Here is a 20,146-nt window from a genome sequence, read left to right on the forward strand (position 1 = left end):
CCACGCTGCTGTTGGTTGTGCTCAACCCAGTCGACAAGCTGCCGATGCTGCTGGTCGCAGTGCTCAGTCCCGTCGACGTGGAAGTCGACAGGCTCGCGACGCTGCTGTTCGTCGTGCTGAGGCCCGTCGACAAGCTGCCGATGCTGCTCGTCGCAGTGCTCAGACCGGTCGACGTCGAAGTCGACAGGCTCGCCACGCTGCTGTTCGTCGTGCTGAGACCCGTCGACAAGCTGCCGATGTTGCTGGTCGCGGTGCTCAGCCCCGTCGACGTGGAAGTCGACAGGCTCGCGACGCTGCTGTTGGTTGTACTGAGGCCCGTAGACAGGCTACCAATGCTGCTGGTCGCAGTGCTCAGGCCAGTGGAAGTCGAAGTCGACAGGCTCGCGACGCTGCTGTTCGTCGTGCTCAGACCGGTAGACAGGCTGTTGATGGCGCTGGTCGAGGAACTGAGAGTCGTCGAGAGGCTTGAGACGGTGCTGTTGGTCGTGCTCAGGCCTGTCGACAGGCTGCCGATGCTGCTCGTCGCGGTGCTCAGGCCGGTCGACGTGGAGGTCGACAGGCTGGCGATGCTGCTGGTGGCCGTGCTCAGGCCGCTGGACAGCGACGCGGTGACCGTCTTCACCTGCGACACATTGACCGCATCCTGGTCCGCCGTGCCGGGCGCCACGCCGGTGATCACGCGGTTGCCCACGTTCACCTCGCCGGCAGCGGTCTGCTTGCTTGCAACTCCGAAGGCGTCGTAGTTCGTCATTGCCGCGGCGCTGCGGCTGGCCGTGGAGTTCGCGCCCAGCGCCACGCTGTTGTCGCCATTGGCGACGGCGTTCTGGCCGATGGCCACGCTGTTGGCGCCGATGGCCTGGCTGTCGGCGCCGGTGCTGTTGGCGTGGAAGTACTTCGTGCCCGTGTTGTAGATGGAGCTGACCGTCGAGCTCAGGGTGCTCAGGTTGCTGTTGGTCGTGCTCAGGCCGGTCGAGAGGCTGCTGATGCCGGTCGAGGTGGAAGTCGACAGGCTTGCGACGGCGCTGTTGGTCGTGCTGAGGCCAGTCGACAGGCTGGTGATACCCGTCGAGGTGGAAGTAGACAGGCTGGCCACTGCGCTGTTCGTGGTGCTGAGGCCCGTCGACAAGCTGCCGATGCTGCTGGTCGCAGTGCTCAGGCCAGTCGACGTCGAAGTCGACAGGCTCGCCACGCTGCTGTTGGTTGTGCTGAGGCCAGTCGAGAGGCTGCCGACAGTGCTGTTGGTGGTGCTCAGACCGGTCGACAGGCTGGAGACGGCGCTGTTCGTGGTGCTCAGGCCAGTCGACAGGCTGGAGACGGCGCTGTTCGTGGTGCTCAGGCCAGTCGACAGGCTGGAGACGGCGCTGTTCGTGGTGCTCAGGCCAGTCGACAGGCTGGTGATGCCCGTCGAGGTGGAGCTGGACAAGCTTGCAACGGCGCTGTTGGTAGTGCTCAGGCCAGTCGACAGGCTGGTGATGCCGGTCGAGGCGGAGCTGGACAAGCTCGCGACGGCGCTGTTGGTGGTGCTCAGGCCTGTCGAGAGGCTGCCGACAGTGCTGTTGGTGGTGCTCAGACCGGTCGACAGGCTGGAGACGGCGCTGTTGGTAGTGCTCAGGCCCGTCGAGAGGCTGTTGATGCGGCTGGTCGCGGTGCTCAGGCCGGTGGAGGTGGAAGTCGAGAGGCTGCCGACGGTGCTGTTGGTGGTGCTCAGACCGGTCGACAAGCTGCTGATGCCCGTCGAGGAGGAAGTCGACAGGCTCGCCACCGCACTGTTCGTGGTGCTCAGGCCGGTGGACAGGCTGGTGATGCCCGTCGAGGTCGAGCTCGAAAGGCTGGAGACTGCACTGTTGGTGGTGCTGAGCCCCGTCGACAAGCTGGTGATGCCGGTCGAAGTGGAAGTCGACAGGCTCGCCACGCTGCTGTTCGTCGTGCTCAGCCCGGACGACAGGCTGGAGACGGAACTGCTCGTGGTGCTCAGGCCGGTGGACAGGCTGGCGATACCCGTGGAGGTCGATGTCGACAGGCTGGAGACAGCACTGTTGGTGGTACTGAGCCCCGTCGACAGGCTCGCGACGCTGCTGTTCGTCGTGCTCAGGCCGGTCGAAAGACTGTTGATGCGGCTGGTCGCGGTGCTCAGGCCGGTGGATGTGGAAGTCGAGAGGCTGCCGACTGTGCTGTTGGTGGTGCTCAGGCCGGTCGACAGGCTGGCGATGCCCGTCGAGGTCGAGGTGGAGAGGCTGGCGATGCTGCTCGCCGTGGTGCTCATGCCGGTGCTGAGCTGGGCCACCGTCACCGCGTCCTGGGCAGCGGCGCCGTCGGCCACGTTGGTGATGCGCCGCAGGGCGGACGACGAGCCCACCGAAACTTCGGAGGCGGGCGCGGCCGCGCCGGTGAGGAAGCCCTTGCCCGCGGGAGCGGCTGTACCGGTCACGCTGCCCGCGCCGAGCGCGACGCTGTTGGCGTAAGCCGCATTGGCTGTTGCGCCGATGGCCGTGGCGTTCGAGCCGGTGCTGGTTGCGCCGTCGCCCTGGGCAATGCCGAAGGTGCCGTTGACCGCGGCTCCTCGTCCGAGGGCGATGCCCGAGGTGGCGGCAGACGCCACCGACGACTGCCCGCCGATCGCGATGCCGTCGACGGCGGCCGAGTTGGCGACGCCGCTCAGGTTGCTGCCGACGGCGATCGAGCCCGTGTTCGATGCCACGGTGCCGTTGCCGGCCGCCAGCGAATTCTTGCCGGACGCGACCGCGCTCACGCCGAAAGCCGTGGCGCCGTCCTGGGAGGCGGTCGTGCCGTTGTTGCCGATGGCCAGCGTGTTCTTGCCGCTGGCGGTGGTCTGGCCGCCGACGGCGGTCGAATCCTGGCCGGTGGCCTTGGCACTCGTGCCGAGGGCGGTGGAGTCACCCAGCCCGGCGTTCGTACCGGTGGCCTGCGCGCCCCAGCCGATCGCCAGGTTCGAGGAGCCGGTGGATGCTGCGTTGGCATTCGTGCCGATGGCGATGCCGTTGACGCCCGCCGCGTTGGCGCCGTCACCCATCGCGATCGCGCTCACGCCGGACACGTTGGAGCCGCGTCCGATGGCCACGCCTGACGTGGCTGAGGAGCCGACGAAGGCCTGGCCGCCGATGGCGATGGAATCCGTCGCCGTCGCCTGGGCGCCCTTGGTCGCATTGCTGCCGATGGCGACCGCGCCGTTGCCGGAGGCAGTGGTGGAGTTGGCGACGCTCAAGGGCGTGGTGCCATTCCCGCCCGCGCCGCCGATGGCCACGGAATTGAGCGCGGACGCATTGCTGCCGAAGCCCATCGCGATGCTGGAGATGCCGCTCGCGGTCGATTCGAGGCCATAGGCGCTGCTCCAGGTGCCTGCGGCGTTGCTCAGGAAGCCGAAGGCAGAGGCGCCGTTCGCCCGGCCCTGCGCGAATGCACCGTACACGCTGACACCGGTGGCCCCGTTGCCGGACGCGTTGCACCCGGCCACGACGGAGTAGGTGCCCGAGCCGTCCTGCGCCGGCGCGCCAACCCCTGCACTGCCGTTGGACGTGCTCCCCGGATTCACGCGCCCCACGGTGCCGCTCGATCCGGTCACACAGGTGCTGTCGGTGTAGATGAGGTTGGCGTAGGCCACCCCGGATGTCCCCTGCAGCGCCGCATAGAGCGAGGCCACGGCCAGAAGACGGAACGTCGAGCGCCGGGCGCTGCTGCTGCGCTTGCCTCTGGCAGAGGTGAGTTCGGACGCCGCCACCCATGCGCCGAGGGCTTCGTTCCAGATGCTTCTGTAGGACTTGTTCATTTACTTTTGGGCTCGCGGTAATCGGATGGACCGGGTTCTATCGACTGAAGACGCGACGCTTCCCACCTCAGGGGCCATCGCTGGAGCACAGGTCTTTGCCGCGCTCATTTACAGGAATGCTGGAATGTACGGAGTTGTTTACATTTCAAACGCGCTGCAGCAATCTTGAAAATGGCCTCTGATGATTTAGTTCACAAAAATTTGAAAAAGCGTCCTGCTTTTTGAGCCATTCGAGCGACAAGAACGCCGCGAAACGGGGTTCCAAATAAAATCAGGAACGACCACAGCTGCAGCATCTGCAAGCAACTTCGCCCATCAGAGAGGCTTTACTCCTCCTTCTCCGCAATACTCTTCGCCCTTCCAGTTTTGCCAAAAAGATCACGCACACATTTAGAATCGTGAAATTAATCACACCACCCTAATTGAAGATTTGTGATCTTTTTCACGCCAATAGCCCATCGAGGCAATTAACAATTGAGAAACAATTCGATGTCCCAAGCATCCAAACTCAGAATTGGGATCACCATCGGCCTCCATCACGAAGCCGAAACGCTCTGGAACAACGGCATCAAGCAGAACGCCGTTTTCCTGGCGGAAGCGCTGAGGCACTGCCCGACGGTGGCTTCGGTAGTCCTCGTCAACACGACGGCGACCCCCATCACCGCGGCCCTGCCGTGGGACCAGGCGCGCTGGCCCACGGTGACCTTCGAGGCAGCCAAGGACAACGTCGACGTGCTGATCGAGCTCGGCGGCCAGATCGACGCTGCGCAGACCGACTACCTGAAGCAGCGCGGCGCGCGGCTGGTGTCGTACTGCTGCGGCTTCGAGTACGTGCACGCCATGGAGTCGATGCTGTTCGGCAAGCCGCTGTGGGGCCAGAACCTCTTCGTGAACCAGCGCTACGACGACATCTGGATGGTTCCGCAGGTGGCCAACATCAGCCAGCCGTACTTCGAGGTGCTGCGCCGCACAGACGCACGCCCGGTGCCTTTCGTCTGGAGTCCGGTATTCCTGGACGAGCGCACGCGCGCGCTGCCCGATGCGGGCGTCTACCTGCCGAAGACGGACCCGCGCCGGCTCAGCGTGATGGAGCCGAACATCAACGTCGTGAAGTTCTGCCTCTACCCGGTGCTGATCGCCGAACTGGCCTACCGCTCGCGGCCCGAGGCCATCGCGCTGCTGCAGGTCACCAACGCCGAACGGCTGGCGAAGGAGAACATGGAGTTCATCACGCTGATGAACCAGCTCGACCTGGTTCGCCAGCACAAGGCTGTCTTCGTGGGCCGCCACGAGACGCCCGTGTTCCTCGCGCAGAACACCGACATCGTGATCTCCCATCAGTGGGAGAACCCGCTGAACTACTTCTACCTTGAGACCTGCTGGCAGGGCTATCCGCTGGTGCACAACGCGCACCTGTGCGCGGACCTGGGCTACTACTACCAGGGCAACGACGTGTCCGGCGCCAGCGCGCGTGTGATCGAGGCCATCGACACGCACGACGCGCAGGCCGATTCGTATCGCGAACGCCAGCGCAGCCTGATCGGCCGCTATCTTCCCGGCAACGCCGCGGCAACGGAGGTCTACGACACGCTGCTGCTCGGCCTGATGCGGCGCACCGCCCGATAGCCCGGGCCGCCGCGACCAGACAAGCGAATGGAACCGACATGCTCGACCCCTCCGAACTCCGGCAGTTCTTCCCTTTGATCGTGACGCCGAGCCACGACGGCAAGGTCTTCGTGAACTACCTCAACTCGATGCTGAACTTCGCGGTGCAGGCCGAGCGGGCCGGCATGCGGCTGCAGGTGTTCACGCACCAGGGCGAGAGCCTGGTGACGCGCGCGCGGAACAACTGCGTGGCCCGGTTCCTGGCCAACCCGCAGTGGACGCACCTCTTCTGGGTCGATGCCGACATCGGCTTCTCGGCGCAGGCCGCCTTCCGGCTGCTGCTGTCGGGCTACGACGTCGCGGCAGGCGTCTATCCGCTGAAGCGCGAGAACTGGCCCGAAGGCGGCGTGGCGGCGGGCACGACGCAGCAAGAGTTCGAATCCACCTTCACCCGCTATACGGTCAACGCCGAGGCCTCAGAGGCCACCTCACGGGTCGAGCTCGAGGTGCAGCCCGACGGCTTCATGAAGATGACCGAGGCGCCCACCGGCTTCATGGCGATCAGGCGCTCGGTGTTCGAACGGCTCATGGCGAGCTACCCCGAGCTGAGCTATGTGCCCGACGGCATCGGCGAGGCCGACATGGGCCTGCACTACCGCTTCTTCGACGTCATGGTCGATCCGAAGACGCGGCGCTACCTGTCGGAGGACTACGGCTTCTGCCGCCTCTGGATGGGCCTGGGCGAGTCGATCTACATCGACGCCAACTCCAACCTGTCGCACCAGGGCGCCAAGCTGTATCGCGGCGACTTCGCCAACTCGCTGCTGACTTCGCTGCCGCATGCGGTCGGCGGCCCGGCCGGCGCGGCGATGGTGCTCACGGGGCAGGAGCACCTGCAGCCCAACCAGCCGCCACCCTGAAAAAGAAAAAGCCCCGCCGAAGCGGGGCTCGTTTGTTTCATTGGGCGATCCGCAGATCGCCCGGGAAAGCCTGCTCAGGCCGCGACCGTATCCGCCACGCCCTTGTAGTCCTCGATCTTGTCGAAGTTCAGGTACTGGTAGATCTTGTCGCCGTTGCTGTTGATCACGCCGATGTCGGCCATGTACTCCTCGCGCGTCGGGATGCGGCCGAGCTTCGAGCAGATGGAGGCCAGCTCAGCCGAACCCAGGTACACGTTGGTGTTCTTGCCCAGGCGGTTCGGGAAGTTGCGGGTGCTGGTCGACATCACGGTGGCGCCTTCGCGCACCTGGGCCTGGTTGCCCATGCACAGCGAGCAGCCCGGCATCTCGGTGCGCGCACCTGCATTGCCGAACACGCCGTAGTGGCCTTCCTCGGTGAGCTGCTGCGCGTCCATCTTGGTCGGCGGGGCGATCCACAGCTTGACCGGGATGTCGCGCTTGCCTTCGAGCAGCTTCGACGCGGCACGGAAGTGGCCGATGTTGGTCATGCACGAGCCGATGAACACTTCGTCGATCTTGGCGCCGGCCACGTCCGACAGCGTCTTCACGTCGTCGGGGTCGTTCGGGCAGGCCACGATGGGCTCGTGGATGTCGGCCAGGTCGATCTCGATGACGGCCGCGTACTCGGCGTCGTCGTCGCCCTTGAGCAGTTGCGGGTCCTTCAGCCAGGCTTCCTGCGCGGCGATGCGGCGCTGCAGCGTACGTGCATCGGCGTAGCCCTCGGCGATCATCCACTTCATCAGCGTGATGTTGCTGTTGATGTACTCGATGATCGGGTCCTTGTTCAGGTGCACCGTGCAGCCGGCGGCCGAGCGTTCGGCCGAGGCGTCGCTCAGTTCGAAGGCCTGTTCCACCTTCAGGTCGGGCAGGCCCTCGATCTCGAGGATGCGGCCCGAGAAGATGTTCTTCTTGCCCTTCTTCTCGACCGTCAGCAGGCCCTGCTTGATGGCGTACAGCGGAATCGCGTTGACCAGGTCGCGCAGCGTGACGCCGGGCTGCATCTTGCCCTTGAAGCGCACGAGCACCGATTCAGGCATGTCCAGCGGCATCACGCCGGTGGCGGCGGCGAAAGCCACGAGGCCGGAGCCGGCCGGGAAGCTGATGCCGATGGGGAAGCGGGTGTGGCTGTCGCCGCCCGTGCCCACGGTGTCGGGAGTCAGCAGGCGGTTGAGCCACGAGTGGATCACGCCGTCGCCCGGGCGCAGCGAGACGCCGCCGCGGGTGCTGATGAATTCGGGCAGCTCGTGGTGCATCTTCACGTCCACCTTCTTCGGATAGGCGGCGGTGTGGCAGAACGACTGCATCACGAGGTCGGCCGAGAAGCCCAGGCAGGCCAGGTCCTTCAGCTCGTCGCGCGTCATCGGGCCGGTGGTGTCCTGCGAGCCGACCGAGGTCATCTTGGGTTCGCAGTACGTGCCCGGGCGCACGCCCTGGCCTTCGGGCAGGCCGCAGGCGCGGCCGACCATCTTCTGTGCGAGCGAGAAGCCCTTCTTGGTGTCGACCGGGCTTTGCGGCAGACGGAACAGCGTCGAGGCGGGCAGGCCCAGGGCCTCGCGCGCCTTGGCCGTCAGGCCGCGGCCGATGATCAGCGGAATGCGGCCGCCGGCGCGCACTTCGTCGAACAGCACGTCGCTCTTGACCTTGAATTCGGCGATGACCTTGCCGTCCTTCAGCGCCTTGCCTTCGTAGGGGCGCAGTTCGACGACGTCGCCGGTGTCCATCTGGCTCACGTCGAGCTCGATGGGCAGCGCGCCCGCGTCTTCCATGGTGTTGTAGAAGATCGGGGCGATCTTCGTGCCCAGGCACACGCCGCCGAAGCGCTTGTTCGGGATGAAGGGGATGTCCTCGCCGGTGAACCACAGCACCGAGTTGGTGGCCGACTTGCGGCTGGAGCCGGTGCCGACCACGTCACCCACGTAGGCGACCTGGTGGCCCTTTTCCTTCAGCGACTCGATGAACTTGACCGGGCCGCGCTTGCCGTCTTCCTCGGGCTGGAACGCAGTGCCTTCACGCTTGTTCTTGAGCATGGCCAGCGCGTGCATCGGGATGTCGGGGCGCGTGGTGGCGTCGGGCGCGGGCGAGAGGTCGTCGGTGTTGGTTTCGCCGGGCACCTTGAAGACCGTGATGGTCAGGCTCTGCGGCACTTCGGGACGGCTGGTGAACCACTCGGCATCGGCCCAGCTCTGCAGCACGCCCTTGGCGTGGGCGTTGCCCTTGTCGGCCTTTTCCTTGACGTCGTGGAACTGGTCGAACATCAGCAGGGTCTTCTTCAGGCCTTCGGCCGCCACGGCGCCGACTTCGGCGTCGTCGAGCAGGTCGATCAGGGGGCTGATGTTGTAGCCGCCGAGCATGGTGCCGAGCAGTTCGGTGGCGCGGGCGCGCGAAATGAACTCGCTCTTCTCGGTGCCGTGGGCCACGGCCGCGAGGTAGCTCGCCTTGACCTTGGCGGCGTCGTCGACGCCAGCGGGCACGCGATGGGTCAGCAGGTCGAGCAGGAAGGCGCCGTCCTTGGCATTCGCGCTCTTGAGGAGCTCGATCGCTTCGGAAGTCTGCTTCGCGCTCAGGGGCAGCGGCGGAATACCGAGCGCGGCGCGTTCGGCAACATGGTCAACGTAGGCTTGCAACATCTTCTTTTCTCCGGAAACTGATCTGGCGGGCGTGCGAGGCGGCTCCAGCGGTCAAAGCAAGAGCCGCGCCGCACGCCGGGTAGGAGCGCTTACTGGCGCTTACTTCTTCTCGCCGTCGGCGCCGTCGAACAGGGCCTTGGGCGGGTTCTTCTTCATTTCTGCAGCGAACGCGATCTGGGCGTCGGTCTGGCATTCGTCGGCGATGCGCAGGCCGGCCTTCTGGTTCATCAGCATCGACTTGTTGCCGAGCTGCAGCCACATGGCGCCAGCGCGCGGGTCTTCGAGGCGGATGGCGCCGGTACGGCTTTCGACCGGGTGCATGCGGTACTTCTGGCCCTTGGTGCTGACGGTGAAGAAGCCGGGCTTCTTCTCGTCAGGCGTGACGGTCACGTCGGCGCCCAGCTCGCACTGGGCCTTGCCGATCGACACGCGCTTGGCGACCTCGAGATCGGCATCGGTGAGGACGATGTTGGTGTCGTCACTGATCGGCGTGACTTCTTCCACCGCCTTGGCGGCCTTGCGGGTGACCTGGCGCTTCGGGGGCGCCTTCTTCGCCGTCTCGGCCTTGGCCGCAGGCTTGGCAGGCGTCGTGCTCTGTGCCACGGCCGCGAGCGGCAGGGCCAGGGCGACAGCGGCGATCAGGGCAATTTTCTTCATGTGTGGGTTTCCTTGAGGCTGGGTTCGAAGGTTTCGTTTCAGGAGGCCGCGAATGCAAACCAGGCTTTCGCCTCGGAGGGCAACGCGCGCCCTGTTGCGTGGGCACGCGTCAGTACCTGCCAGAAGTGGCGGTAGCTCGCGCGGTCGTGCAATGTGCCATCAATTTGTGTCGGAGCCCAATCCGCAGCCGCCGCCTTTACAAGGATTTTTGTGGCAATTTGAATCTGCGACTCGTCGGGCGAGAAGGCTTCCAGGATCGGCCGGATCTGGTTCGGATGGATGCTCCACATGCGCGTGTAGCCGAATTCGGTGGCCGCCCTGCGCGCGGCCGTGCGCATGGCGCCGGCGTCGTTGAACTCGGTGACCACGCAGTGCGAGGGCACCTTGCCGTAGGCGTGCGCGGCCGAGGCGATGGCCAGCTTGGCGCGCACCACCAGCGGGTGGCTGAACTGCCCTGCCGCGCCCATGCCGTCGGCCGGGATGGCGCCGGCATGCGCCGAGACGAAATCCATGAGCCCGAAGCTCAGCGACTGAACGCGCGGATGGGCGGCGATCTCGAAGGCGTTGTGCACCGCCAGCGGCGATTCGATCAGCACGTGCAGCGGCAGCGCGCCGGCATCGGCCGCGTCGAGGGCCGCGACAGCCTGATGCACGTCGGCCACCGATTCGACCTTGGGCACCATCAGGTGGCTCAGGCGCGAACCGGCGCGGCCGGCGATGGTGACCACGTCGCCCGCGAAGGCCGGATGATCGACGGGATGCACGCGCACGCCGACGCGCATGCCGGGCTTCGCGGCCAGCGCGAGCTCGGTGACGAGCGCTGCGTGCTCGGCCTCCCCGCCCACGGGCGCGCCGTCCTCGCAGTCGAGGGTGACGTCGAACACGCAGGCCCCGAACTCCTCGGCCATCTCGGCCTGGAGCGCGAGGCTCTTCTTCATGCGCGCCTCGACGCCGCTGTAGTGGTCGCAAACAGGCAGCGCCACCGCACCGGCCTGTGCGCCGAGCAGCACGTCAGCGGGGTGCGCGGCTGTCGTCATGCCTTGTCGCCCTTTTGCGCGACGATGAACATGCGCGGGAAGGCCAGTAGGCGCTTGCCGTCGGTACGCACCGGGTACGCCTCGTCCACGCGCCGCTGGTATTCGGCGAGGTAGCTCGCCTGCAGGTCGGGCGGCAGGCGGTCGACGAAGGGCTTCAGGCCGGTGCCGCGCACCCATTCGACGATGGACGCCGCATCGGCCATGCGGTGCTGGTAGATGGTGTGCCAGACATCGACGTGCGGCGCGAGCGGCGCCAGCAGGTCGTAGTAGCCGCGCAGGTCGAGCAGCAGCGTGCGCAGCCTGTCCGCGTCGCCGATGGGCTCGGCCCAGGGCGCCTCGGCGGCGAGCGCGCGCATCAGGCGGTGCGTCGGCTCCTGGCGGTTGTCGGGCATCTGGATGGCGAGCACGCCACCCGGCGCCAGCGCGTCGAACAGGCGCGGGATCAGCTTCTCGTGATCGGGCACCCACTGCAGGGACGCGTTGGCATAGATGAGGTCGGGCGCTTCTTCTTCAGATCGCGGCGCCCAGGTCGCGATGTCGCTCAACTCGAAGCGTGCCTGCGGCAGGCGCTCGCGCGCGCTGACCAGCATGGCTTCGGAGTTGTCGGTCCCGGTGACCTGCGCCTTCGGGAACCGGTTGACCAGCAGCTCGGTGGAGTTGCCCGGTCCACAGCCGAGGTCGACCACGCGGGCCGCCTCGGTCAACGGCACCCGCGCGAGGAGTTCCTGCGCGGGACGGGTGCGCTCGTCCTCGTAGCGACGGTAGAGCGCGGGGTTCCAGTCGAGCATGCTGGTCGGGGGACTGGCTTGCTTACAGCAGGTGGGCGACGCCGGCCTGCTCGTCCTGCAGTTCCTTCAGCGTCTTGTTGATGCGTTCCTGGCTGAATGCGTCGATCTCGAGGCCTTCGACGATCTTGTACTTGCCGTTCTCGGTGGTGACCGGGAAGCCGAAGATCACGTCCTTCGGAATGCCGTATTCGCCGTTGGAGGGCACGCCCATGGTGACCCACTTGCCGTTGGAGCCCAGGGCCCAGTCGCGCATGTGGTCGATGGCTGCGTTGGCGGCCGAGGCAGCCGACGACAGGCCGCGGGCTTCGATGATGGCGGCGCCGCGCTTGCCCACGGTGGGCAGGAAGGTGTCGGCGTTCCAGACCTGGTCGTTGATCAGGTCCTTGACGCCCTTGCCGCCGACGGTGGCGAAGCGGTAGTCGGCGTACATCGTGGGCGAGTGGTTGCCCCAGACGGTGAGCTTCTCGATGTCGCCCACTGCCGTACCGGTCTTGGCGGCGATCTGGCTGGCGGCGCGGTTGTGGTCCAGGCGCAGCATGGCGGTGAAGTTCTCGCGCGGCAGGCTGGGCGCGCTCTTCATGGCGATGTAGGCGTTGGTGTTGGCGGGGTTGCCGACCACGAGCACCTTGACGTTGCGGCTGGCGACCTGGTCGAGGGCCTTGCCCTGGGCCGTGAAGATCTGGGCGTTGGCGGCCAGCAGGTCGGCGCGCTCCATGCCGGGGCCACGGGGACGGGCACCGACCAGCAGGGCGTAGTCGGCGTCCTTGAAGGCCACCAGCGGGTCGCCGGTGGGGATCACGCCGGCCAGCAGCGGGAAGGCGCAGTCTTCGAGCTCCATGATCACGCCCTTGAGCGCCTTCTGGGCCTTCTCGTCGGGGATCTCGAGCAGTTGCAGGATGACCGGCTGGTCTTTGCCGAGCATTTCACCGGAGGCGATACGGAACAGCAGGGCGTAACCGATTTGACCGGCGGCACCGGTGACGGCAACGCGGACGGGCTTTTTGCTCATGGGAAGACTCCAGAAGGTAATGAAACGGTGTCGGCGCTCTCGTGGGGCGCCAGGGGTTCTGCGGGATGAAACACCTTCCCGCAGCGCGAGACCGGCAGCATTTTAAGCCGATTCGATGAGCCCCGTCTTATGTCTTATATAAGATATCCTCTCGGGGTCCGCCAAGGCGCACCCCACAGCTGCCATGAACACGCCCACCCCTTTCGACGAGCCCGCGACGCCGTCCTTCAGTCCGCTCTACCAGCAGATCAAGACCCTGATCCTGCAGAGCCTGCAGGCGGGCGAGTGGAAGCCGGGCGAACCCATCCCGAGCGAGATGGACCTGGCCGTGCGCTACCGCGTGAGCCAGGGCACGGTGCGCAAGGCCATCGACGAGCTCGCGGCCGAGAACCTGGTGGTGCGCCGCCAGGGCAAGGGCACCTTCGTCGCCACGCATGCCGAGCAGCATGTGCAGTACCGCTTCCTCAAGCTCGTGCCCGACGAGGGCGACCCGAGCACCGAGGGCCCGGCCGTTCGCACCATCGTCGACTGCAAGCGCCTGCGCGCATCGGCGGACGTGGCGCGCGCCCTCGGCCTGCGCACCGCCGACGCCGTGCTGCAGGTGCGCCGCGTGCTCGCCTACGGCGGCGTCCCCACCATCCTCGAAGACCTCTGGCTGCCGGGCGCCCCCTTCAAGGGCCTCACCGCCGAGCGGCTGCGCGCGTGGCCCGGCCCGATGTACGCGCTCTTCGAAACGGAATTCGGCGTGCGCATGGTTCGCGCCGAAGAAAAGATCCGCGCCGTGCTGCCCGATGCCGAACAGGCCGCGCTGCTCGACGTGCCGCCGCAGATGCCCCTTCTGAGCGTGGAACGCGTGGCACACACCTACCATGACACCCCGATGGAACTGCGCCGCGGTCTCTATCGCACCGACACGCACCACTACAGGAACCAGCTGGGCTGATCCCGATGCAGATGAACGCCGAACACAGGCGCGCCAGCGCACGCATGCAACGTGAGCATTGCGCTACGAAGTCAATAGCATCCGACTGCAACGGTGCACTGACTCGCATGCGTCCGCAGCGTGATGGTGCATTGCAATAGAATTTTGCGTTGTTTGCACTTCCCCATAAGAAACAAAAGCGTTCGCTCTCAGAACAAGCAACAAGCCAACAAGTCACAAAAGCCACGAAAGCCCATCCCCCAATGACAGAGCTTGCAACTCCTCCCCGGCCCAAGCGTCGCGAATTCCGCAACATCAACGCCTTCACCGACCTCACCACCTACCGGCTGCCGCCGGCGGGCATCGTGTCGATCCTGCACCGCGTCAGCGGCGTGCTGATGTTCCTGCTGATGCCGTTCATCATCTGGATGTTCGACACCTCGCTGTCCTCCGACTATTCGTTCGCCCGCTTCAAGGCCGCCTTCAACAGCGGCCTTGGTTTCGTTCCGGGGTGGTTCTTCAAGCTCGTCGCGCTCGCGCTGATCTGGGCCTACCTGCACCACTTCATCGCCGGCCTGCGTCACCTCTGGATGGACGTGAGCCACTCCGCGGTGAACAAGGAATTCGGCAACACCTCGGCCATCGCCACGCTGGCACTGAGCATCCTGCTCACTGTCGTGCTCGGCGCCAAGCTGTTCGGCCTGTACTGAGAAGGAGCCCACCATGTCTGTGAACTACGGCTCCAAGCGCGTCGTCGTCGGCGCCCACTACGGTCTGCGCGACTGGCTCAGCCAGCGCATCACGGGTTGCCTGATGGCGCTCTTCACGATCGTGCTGCTCGCGCAGCTGATCTTCACCCGCGGCCCCATCGGCTACGACCTGTGGGCCGGCATCTTCGCCGCGCAGTGGATGAAGGTCCTGACCTTCTCCGTGATCGTCGCCCTGCTGTACCACGTCTGGGTCGGCATGCGCGACGTGTGGATGGACTACATCCAGCCCGTCGCCATCCGTCTCGTGCTGCAAGTTTTCACCATCGTCTGGCTTGTCGGTTGTGCGGGTTGGGCCATTCAAGTGCTTTGGAAGATCTGACCCACCATGACCTACACAAAAGAAAAAATCACCAAGCGCAAGTTCGACGTCGTGATCGTCGGTGCCGGCGGCTCCGGCATGCGCGCCTCGCTGCAACTCGCACGTGCCGGCCTCAACGTGGCCGTGCTCTCCAAGGTGTTCCCGACCCGCTCGCACACCGTCGCCGCGCAAGGCGGCGTGGGCGCGTCGCTCGGCAACATGAGCGAGGACAACTGGCACTACCACTTCTACGACACGATCAAGGGCTCCGACTGGCTCGGTGACCAGGACGCGATCGAGTTCATGTGCCGCGAAGCACCGAAGGTCGTGTACGAGCTCGAGCACTTCGGCATGCCCTTCGACCGCAACCCCGACGGCACGATCTACCAGCGTCCGTTCGGCGGCCACACGGCCAACTACGGCGAGAAGCCCGTGCAGCGCGCCTGCGCCGCGGCCGACCGCACTGGCCACGCGATGCTGCACACGCTCTACCAGAAGAACGTCGAGGCACGCACCCAGTTCTTCGTCGAATGGATGGCGCTCGACCTCATCCGCGACGAGGAAGGCGACGTGGTCGGCGTGACCGCCCTCGAAATGGAAACCGGCGACCTGCACATCCTGCAGGCCAAGACCGTGCTGCTGGCCACCGGCGGCGCGGGCCGCATCTTCCAGGCTTCGACCAATGCCTTCATCAACACCGGCGACGGCCTCGGCATGGCCGCGCGCTCGGGTATTCCGCTGCAGGACATGGAGTTCTGGCAGTTCCACCCGACCGGCGTGGCCGGTGCGGGCGTGCTGCTGACCGAAGGCTGCCGCGGCGAAGGCGCGATCCTGCTGAACAGCAACGGCGAACGCTTCATGGAGCGGTATGCGCCCACGCTGAAGGACCTGGCGCCGCGCGACTTCGTCTCGCGCTCGATGGACCAGGAAATCAAGGAAGGCCGCGGCTGCGGTCCCAACAAGGACTACGTGCTGCTCAAGCTCGACCACCTTGGCGCGGAAACCATCCACAAGCGTCTGCCCTCGGTGTACGAGATCGGCGTCAACTTCGCCAACGTCGACATCACCAAGGAACCCATCCCGGTCGTGCCGACCATCCACTACCAGATGGGCGGCATCCCGACCAACATCCACGGCCAGGTCGTGGTGCAGAAGGGCGAGGACAACAGCGCCGTGGTGAACGGCCTGTACGCTGTGGGCGAATGCTCCTGCGTGAGCGTGCACGGCGCCAACCGCCTGGGCACGAACTCGCTGCTCGACCTGCTGGTGTTCGGCCGCGCCGCCGGCAACCACATCGTCGAGTTCAACGACAAGCTCAAGGAACACAAGCCCCTGCCCAACGACGCGGCCGACCGCACGCTGGAGCGCCTGAACCGCCTCGAAGCCTCTACCGGCGGCGAGTACGCCCAGGACGTGGCCGGCGAGATCCGCGCCGTCATGCAGCAGCACGCGGCCGTGTTCCGCAAGCAGGCCTCGATGGACGAAGGCGTGGTCAAGATCGCCGCCGTGCGCGAGCGCGTCAAGGCCATCGGCCTGAAGGACAAGTCGAAGGTGTTCAACACCGCCCGCATCGAGGCGCTGGAAGTAGACAACCTGATCGAAGTGGCGCAGGCCACCATGGTCTCGGCTGCCGCCCGCAAGGAATGCCGCGGCGCCCACACGGTGGAAGACTACGAGCGCCCGGCCGACGATCCGGTCGCGCCGCTGGGCCGCGACGACGCCAACTGGATGAAGCATACCCTCTGGTACAGCGCCGACAACCGCCTCTCGTACAAGCCGGTCAAGCTGCAGCCGCTCACCGTGGCCTCGGTTCCGCCGAAGGTCCGCACGTTCTAAGCGAGCGGCTCACAGTCAGCTCACACAAAGCATTCACAAGGTCACTACGATGAAGCGCACATTCCAGATCTACCGCTACGACCCGGACAAGGACGCCAAGCCCTACATGCAGACGGTCGAGATCGAACTCGACGGCCACGAGCGCATGCTGCTCGACGCGCTCATGAAGCTCAAGGCGCAAGACCCGAGCCTGTCGTTCCGCCGCTCGTGCCGCGAAGGCGTCTGCGGCTCCGACGCGATGAACATCAACGGCAAGAACGGTCTGGCCTGCCTGACCAACATGAACACGCTCAAGGGCACCGTGGTGCTCAAGCCGCTGCCGGGCCTGCCCGTCATCCGCGACCTGATCGTGGACATGACCCAGTTCTTCAAGCAGTACAACTCGATCAAGCCCTACCTGCAGAACGACACCGTGCCGCCCGAGAAGGAGCGCCTGCAGTCGCCCGAGGAGCGCGAGGAGCTCAACGGCCTGTACGAGTGCATCCTGTGCGCGAGCTGCTCCACGAGCTGCCCGAGCTTCTGGTGGAACCCCGACAAGTTCGTGGGTCCCGCCGGCCTGCTGCAGGCCTACCGCTTCATCGCCGACAGCCGCGACCAGGCCACCGCCGAGCGCCTGGACAACCTGGAAGACCCGTACCGCCTCTTCCGCTGCCACACGATCATGAACTGCGTGGACGTGTGCCCCAAGAGCCTGAACCCCACCAAGGCCATCGGCAAGATCAAGGAATTGATGGTGCGCCGCGCCATCTGAGCCCCGCGGTCCAGCAGTTCTTCAGAAAGTCCCTATGCAATCCGCCGTCGACTCCCAGGAGCTGCTCAGCGAACGCGCGCTGAGCAAACTCAAATGGCGCTGCCGGCGCGGGCTGCTCGAGAACGACCTGTTCATCGCCCGCTTCTTCGAGCGGCACGAATCCCGCATGACCGTGGGTCAGGCGGGAGCGATGGAGACATTGATGGACCTGTCGGACAACGATCTCCTCGACCTCCTTCTGCGCAGAAAGGAGCCCGAGCCCGAATGGGCCGGGGCCGAGGTGGTCGCCTTGCTGCAGCTCATGCGCACCGACGGCGCGCAGCGCCCTGCAATTTCTCCTTCGCCCTGAATCCACCTCTGAAAGTAAACCGAAATGAAAGCATCCGATACCAAGGCCACGCTGTCGTTCAGCAACGGCGGCGACAGCGTCGAACTGCCGATCTACAAGGGCACCGTTGGCCCCGACGTGATCGACATCCGCAAGCTGTATGCGCAGACCGGCATGTTCACGTACGACCCGGGCTTCATGTCGACCGCCGCCTGCCAGTCGGCCATCACGTACATCGATGGCGACAAGGGCGAGCTGCTGTACCGCGGCTACCCCATCGAGCAGCTCGCGACCAACTGCGACTTCCTCGAGACCTGCCACCTGCTGCTGTATGGTGAACTGCCAGACGCTGCCAAGAAGGCCACCTTCACGAAGCTCGTGACGAACCACACGATGGTCAACGAGCAGATGCAGTTCTTCCTGCGCGGCTTCCGCCGCGACGCGCACCCGATGGCCATCATGACCGGCCTGGTGGGCGCCCTGTCGGCCTTCTATCACGACAGCACGGACATCAACAATCCCGAGCACCGCGAGATCGCTGCGATCCGCCTGATCGCGAAGATGCCCACGCTCGTGGCCATGGCCTACAAGTACACGATCGGCCAGCCGTACATGTACCCGAAGAACGAACTCAGCTATGCAGGCAACTTCCTGCACATGATGTTCGCCACGCCGTGCGAGGAGTACAAGGTGAACCCGGTGCTCGAGCGCGCGCTCGACCGCATCTTCATCCTGCACGCCGACCACGAGCAGAACGCCTCGACCTCGACGGTGCGCCTGTGCGGCTCGTCGGGCACGAACCCCTTCGCGGCCATCGCGGCCGGCGTGGCCTGCCTCTGGGGCCCTGCCCACGGCGGTGCCAACGAAGCGGCGCTGAACATGCTCTACGACATCCAGAAGGAAGGTGGCGTTGAGAAGATCGGCGAGTTCATCAAGAAGGTCAAGGACAAGAACTCGAACGTCAAGCTGATGGGCTTCGGCCACCGCGTGTACAAGAACTACGACCCGCGCGCCAAGCTGATGCAGGAAACCTGCAACGAAGTGCTGACCGAGCTGGGCCTGGAAAAGGACCCGCTGTTCGCACTGGCCAAGCAGCTCGAGAAGATCGCCCTGGAAGACGAGTACTTCGTGTCGCGCAAGCTGTACCCGAACGTCGACTTCTACTCGGGCATCGTGCAGCGCGCCATCGGCATCCCGGTGCCGCTGTTCACCGCGATCTTCGCGCTGGCCCGCACGGTCGGCTGGATCGCCCAGCTGAACGAAATGATCGGCGACCCCGAGTACAAGATCGGCCGCCCGCGCCAGCTGTTCGAAGGCTCGCCCAAGCGCGACGTGAAGCCGATCTCGGCTCGCTGATCCGCCATCCGGGCCGTCCGGCCCGGCCATCAAAGAAGCTGCCTTCGGGCAGCTTTTTTTTGGCCTGTAAATTGCGGTCTCCTTCCTTGCTTCCTGTTGGTTCGACGAAAAAGGAGAAAGCAGATGGCAGCTTCCAGACGGATAGTCGGTTTGTCTTCAAGTGCGGCCTGCATGGCCCTCGCCGCGTCCGCCCTGCTCGGCTGCGCGAGCGATGCGACCCGCTCCACGCCGCCTTCAGCGACACAAGGCGCGCCGCAGCAACAGGTGGCCGTGAAGGTCCTCATCATCAGCATGTTCAAGCCCGAGGCGCAGGTGTGGCTCGAGCCGCTGAAGCTGAACCGGGAGATCAAGGTGCCCGGACTGTCCGCCGATGACCCGGCGGTACGCTGCAACGCCGACGGGGTGTGCCAGGTCACCACCGGCATGGGGCACACGAACGCGGCCGCCTCGATCACCGCGCTGGTGTTCAGCGGGAAGTTCGACCTCTCGAAAACCTACTTCCTGGTGGCGGGCATCGCCGGCGTCGACCCCAATGTCTCCACCATCGGCTCGGCCACCTGGGCCCGATATCTCGTCGACTTCGGCATCGCGCACGAGATCGACGCCCGCGAGATGCCGGCGACCTGGCGCTCCGGCTACTTCGGCATCGGCGCCAGGGATCCGGACTCCAAGCCGAAGTTCGAGTACCGCACCGAGGTCTTCCGCCTCGACGAGAAGCTGCTGCAGAAGGCGCTGAAGCTGTCGGCCAACGCGCCGCTGGCCGACAGCGACAAGGCGCGCGCCTATCGTGCAAGCTATCCGCAGCCGTCGGCCAGGGCTCGCCCCTCAGTCCTGCAGTGCGACACCGCGGCCGGAGACACCTACTGGCACGGCAAATACCTGGGCGAGACGGCCACGCGCTGGGTTTCGCTGGTGACCGACGGACAGGGCAGGTACTGCACCACCCAGCAGGAAGACAACGCCACCTACGAGGCATTGAAGCGGGGCGCCAGCGCCGGCCTGCTGGACCTGAAGCGCGTGGCCGTGCTGCGCACCGCCTCGAACTTCGACCGGCCCCATCCGGGGCAGACCGCCTACGCCTCTCTGTCAGCCGAGTCGGGCGGGTTTCCGATCTCGACCGCCAATCTGCTGGTCGCGGGCCGTCCCCTGGTCGATGCCATCGTCGGCAACTGGGGCGCCTGGAGCGCCGGGGTTCCTGCGGACTGATCGCAGTCCGTCACCACTTCACGCGCACGCCCACCGACCCGTTGATCGAGCCCTTGACCCTGGCGTCGCCGCCGCTCGCCCAGAGCTTTCCGATTTCGCCGTAGAGGCTGGTCGAGGAGCCCAAGGCAAGCGTGAAGCCGCCCGCAAGCTCGGTGCTCGTGCCGCCGGTCGGCGCTGCGATGTCGGTCGTGGTCGCACCGTTCACGAAACGGG

17 protein-coding genes are annotated in these 20,146 nt (G+C 65.7%); 10 read left to right on the forward strand and 7 right to left on the reverse strand.

Annotation, left to right across the window (positions count from 1 at the left end):
• On the reverse strand, positions 1 to 3,784 hold a 3,784-nt coding region (locus FHY06_RS15165), incomplete at its 3' end, for a beta strand repeat-containing protein (protein ID WP_260310437.1).
• A 489-nt stretch (positions 3,785 to 4,273) separates the two neighbouring features.
• Between FHY06_RS15165 and FHY06_RS15170 the strand changes: the two genes are divergently transcribed.
• Positions 4,274 to 5,410: a DUF2827 domain-containing protein gene (locus tag FHY06_RS15170; protein ID WP_184605653.1), complete on the forward strand. Its 1,137-nt coding sequence runs from the start codon at positions 4,274 to 4,276 to the stop codon at positions 5,408 to 5,410.
• Between the two features lie 38 nt (positions 5,411 to 5,448).
• Positions 5,449 to 6,309: a hypothetical protein gene (locus FHY06_RS15175; protein WP_184605654.1), complete on the forward strand. Its 861-nt coding sequence runs from the start codon at positions 5,449 to 5,451 to the stop codon at positions 6,307 to 6,309.
• Between the two features lie 74 nt (positions 6,310 to 6,383).
• Here FHY06_RS15175 and FHY06_RS15180 read toward each other — a convergent pair whose 3' ends face one another.
• The 5 genes from FHY06_RS15180 to FHY06_RS15200 form a co-directional block, all read right to left on the reverse strand.
• Positions 6,384 to 8,975: a bifunctional aconitate hydratase 2/2-methylisocitrate dehydratase gene (locus FHY06_RS15180; RefSeq protein ID WP_126186383.1), complete on the reverse strand. Its 2,592-nt coding sequence runs from the start codon at positions 8,973 to 8,975 to the stop codon at positions 6,384 to 6,386.
• A 99-nt stretch (positions 8,976 to 9,074) separates the two neighbouring features.
• On the reverse strand, positions 9,075 to 9,632 hold the full coding sequence (locus tag FHY06_RS15185) for a hypothetical protein (protein WP_019654074.1): 558 nt from the start codon (positions 9,630 to 9,632) through the stop codon (positions 9,075 to 9,077).
• Positions 9,633 to 9,670: 38 nt separating this feature from the next.
• Positions 9,671 to 10,669 (reverse strand): HpcH/HpaI aldolase/citrate lyase family protein, encoded by a 999-nt coding sequence (locus FHY06_RS15190; protein WP_184605655.1) that lies wholly within the window; start codon positions 10,667 to 10,669, stop codon positions 9,671 to 9,673.
• Positions 10,666 to 11,457: a trans-aconitate 2-methyltransferase gene (gene tam / locus FHY06_RS15195; RefSeq protein WP_126186381.1), complete on the reverse strand. Its 792-nt coding sequence runs from the start codon at positions 11,455 to 11,457 to the stop codon at positions 10,666 to 10,668. The genes FHY06_RS15190 and tam overlap by 4 nt, the downstream gene beginning before the upstream one ends.
• Positions 11,458 to 11,479: 22 nt before the next feature.
• Complete coding sequence (locus FHY06_RS15200) at positions 11,480 to 12,466, reverse strand: malate dehydrogenase (protein ID WP_019654077.1); 987 nt, start codon at positions 12,464 to 12,466, stop codon at positions 11,480 to 11,482.
• Between the two features lie 184 nt (positions 12,467 to 12,650).
• Here FHY06_RS15200 and FHY06_RS15205 point away from each other — a divergent pair, with 184 nt between their 5' ends.
• The 8 genes from FHY06_RS15205 to FHY06_RS15240 all read left to right on the forward strand — a co-directional run bounded on the left by FHY06_RS15205 (position 12,651) and on the right by FHY06_RS15240 (position 19,933).
• The gene (locus tag FHY06_RS15205) at positions 12,651 to 13,409 is read left to right on the forward strand and encodes a GntR family transcriptional regulator (protein ID WP_019654078.1); all 759 of its coding nucleotides are present in this window, start codon (positions 12,651 to 12,653) and stop codon (positions 13,407 to 13,409) included.
• Between the two features lie 242 nt (positions 13,410 to 13,651).
• Positions 13,652 to 14,098, forward strand: a complete 447-nt coding sequence (sdhC, locus tag FHY06_RS15210; RefSeq protein ID WP_019654079.1) for a succinate dehydrogenase, cytochrome b556 subunit — start codon at positions 13,652 to 13,654, stop codon at positions 14,096 to 14,098.
• A gap of 13 nt (positions 14,099 to 14,111) precedes the next feature.
• Positions 14,112 to 14,477, forward strand: a complete 366-nt coding sequence (sdhD, locus tag FHY06_RS15215) for a succinate dehydrogenase, hydrophobic membrane anchor protein (RefSeq protein ID WP_019654080.1) — start codon at positions 14,112 to 14,114, stop codon at positions 14,475 to 14,477.
• Positions 14,478 to 14,483: 6 nt separating this feature from the next.
• Entirely contained in the window at positions 14,484 to 16,292 is a 1,809-nt protein-coding gene (gene sdhA / locus FHY06_RS15220) for a succinate dehydrogenase flavoprotein subunit (RefSeq protein WP_019654081.1), read from the forward strand.
• Positions 16,293 to 16,341: 49 nt separating this feature from the next.
• Positions 16,342 to 17,043, forward strand: coding sequence for a succinate dehydrogenase iron-sulfur subunit (locus FHY06_RS15225; RefSeq protein WP_019654082.1), 702 nt, complete (start codon positions 16,342 to 16,344; stop codon positions 17,041 to 17,043).
• Positions 17,044 to 17,077: 34 nt separating this feature from the next.
• Positions 17,078 to 17,392, forward strand: coding sequence for an FAD assembly factor SdhE (locus FHY06_RS15230; protein ID WP_019654083.1), 315 nt, complete (start codon positions 17,078 to 17,080; stop codon positions 17,390 to 17,392).
• A 24-nt stretch (positions 17,393 to 17,416) separates the two neighbouring features.
• A complete protein-coding gene (locus tag FHY06_RS15235; protein WP_019654084.1) occupies positions 17,417 to 18,727 on the forward strand; it encodes a citrate synthase in 1,311 nt (436 codons plus the stop codon).
• Positions 18,728 to 18,898: 171 nt separating this feature from the next.
• Positions 18,899 to 19,933, forward strand: a complete 1,035-nt coding sequence (locus FHY06_RS15240) for a purine-nucleoside phosphorylase (protein WP_132797182.1) — start codon at positions 18,899 to 18,901, stop codon at positions 19,931 to 19,933.
• A 10-nt stretch (positions 19,934 to 19,943) separates the two neighbouring features.
• Here FHY06_RS15240 and FHY06_RS15245 read toward each other — a convergent pair.
• Positions 19,944 to 20,146: hypothetical protein (locus tag FHY06_RS15245; RefSeq protein WP_184605656.1), on the reverse strand; the 203-nt coding region annotated here is incomplete at its 5' end.

The organism is Variovorax atrisoli (genome assembly GCF_014195185.1).
Taxonomy (GTDB): domain Bacteria; phylum Pseudomonadota; class Gammaproteobacteria; order Burkholderiales; family Burkholderiaceae_C; genus Variovorax; species Variovorax atrisoli.

What these genes read in the sequence shown, in the direction of transcription:
- FHY06_RS15235 (WP_019654084.1), top strand. Translation starts at nt 17,417, where the DNA reads ATGAAAGCATCCGATACCAAGGCCACGCTGTCGTTCAGCAACGGCGGC.
- FHY06_RS15180 (WP_126186383.1), bottom strand. Translation starts at nt 8,975, where the DNA reads ATGTTGCAAGCCTACGTTGACCATGTTGCCGAACGCGCCGCGCTCGGT.
- FHY06_RS15175 (WP_184605654.1), top strand. Translation starts at nt 5,449, where the DNA reads ATGCTCGACCCCTCCGAACTCCGGCAGTTCTTCCCTTTGATCGTGACG.
- tam (WP_126186381.1), bottom strand. Translation starts at nt 11,457, where the DNA reads ATGCTCGACTGGAACCCCGCGCTCTACCGTCGCTACGAGGACGAGCGC.
- FHY06_RS15225 (WP_019654082.1), top strand. Translation starts at nt 16,342, where the DNA reads ATGAAGCGCACATTCCAGATCTACCGCTACGACCCGGACAAGGACGCC.
- FHY06_RS15240 (WP_132797182.1), top strand. Translation starts at nt 18,899, where the DNA reads ATGGCCCTCGCCGCGTCCGCCCTGCTCGGCTGCGCGAGCGATGCGACC.
- FHY06_RS15205 (WP_019654078.1), top strand. Translation starts at nt 12,651, where the DNA reads ATGAACACGCCCACCCCTTTCGACGAGCCCGCGACGCCGTCCTTCAGT.
- sdhD (WP_019654080.1), top strand. Translation starts at nt 14,112, where the DNA reads ATGTCTGTGAACTACGGCTCCAAGCGCGTCGTCGTCGGCGCCCACTAC.
- FHY06_RS15185 (WP_019654074.1), bottom strand. Translation starts at nt 9,632, where the DNA reads ATGAAGAAAATTGCCCTGATCGCCGCTGTCGCCCTGGCCCTGCCGCTC.
- FHY06_RS15170 (WP_184605653.1), top strand. Translation starts at nt 4,274, where the DNA reads ATGTCCCAAGCATCCAAACTCAGAATTGGGATCACCATCGGCCTCCAT.
- FHY06_RS15190 (WP_184605655.1), bottom strand. Translation starts at nt 10,669, where the DNA reads ATGACGACAGCCGCGCACCCCGCTGACGTGCTGCTCGGCGCACAGGCC.
- FHY06_RS15200 (WP_019654077.1), bottom strand. Translation starts at nt 12,466, where the DNA reads ATGAGCAAAAAGCCCGTCCGCGTTGCCGTCACCGGTGCCGCCGGTCAA.
- sdhA (WP_019654081.1), top strand. Translation starts at nt 14,484, where the DNA reads ATGACCTACACAAAAGAAAAAATCACCAAGCGCAAGTTCGACGTCGTG.
- FHY06_RS15230 (WP_019654083.1), top strand. Translation starts at nt 17,078, where the DNA reads ATGCAATCCGCCGTCGACTCCCAGGAGCTGCTCAGCGAACGCGCGCTG.
- sdhC (WP_019654079.1), top strand. Translation starts at nt 13,652, where the DNA reads ATGACAGAGCTTGCAACTCCTCCCCGGCCCAAGCGTCGCGAATTCCGC.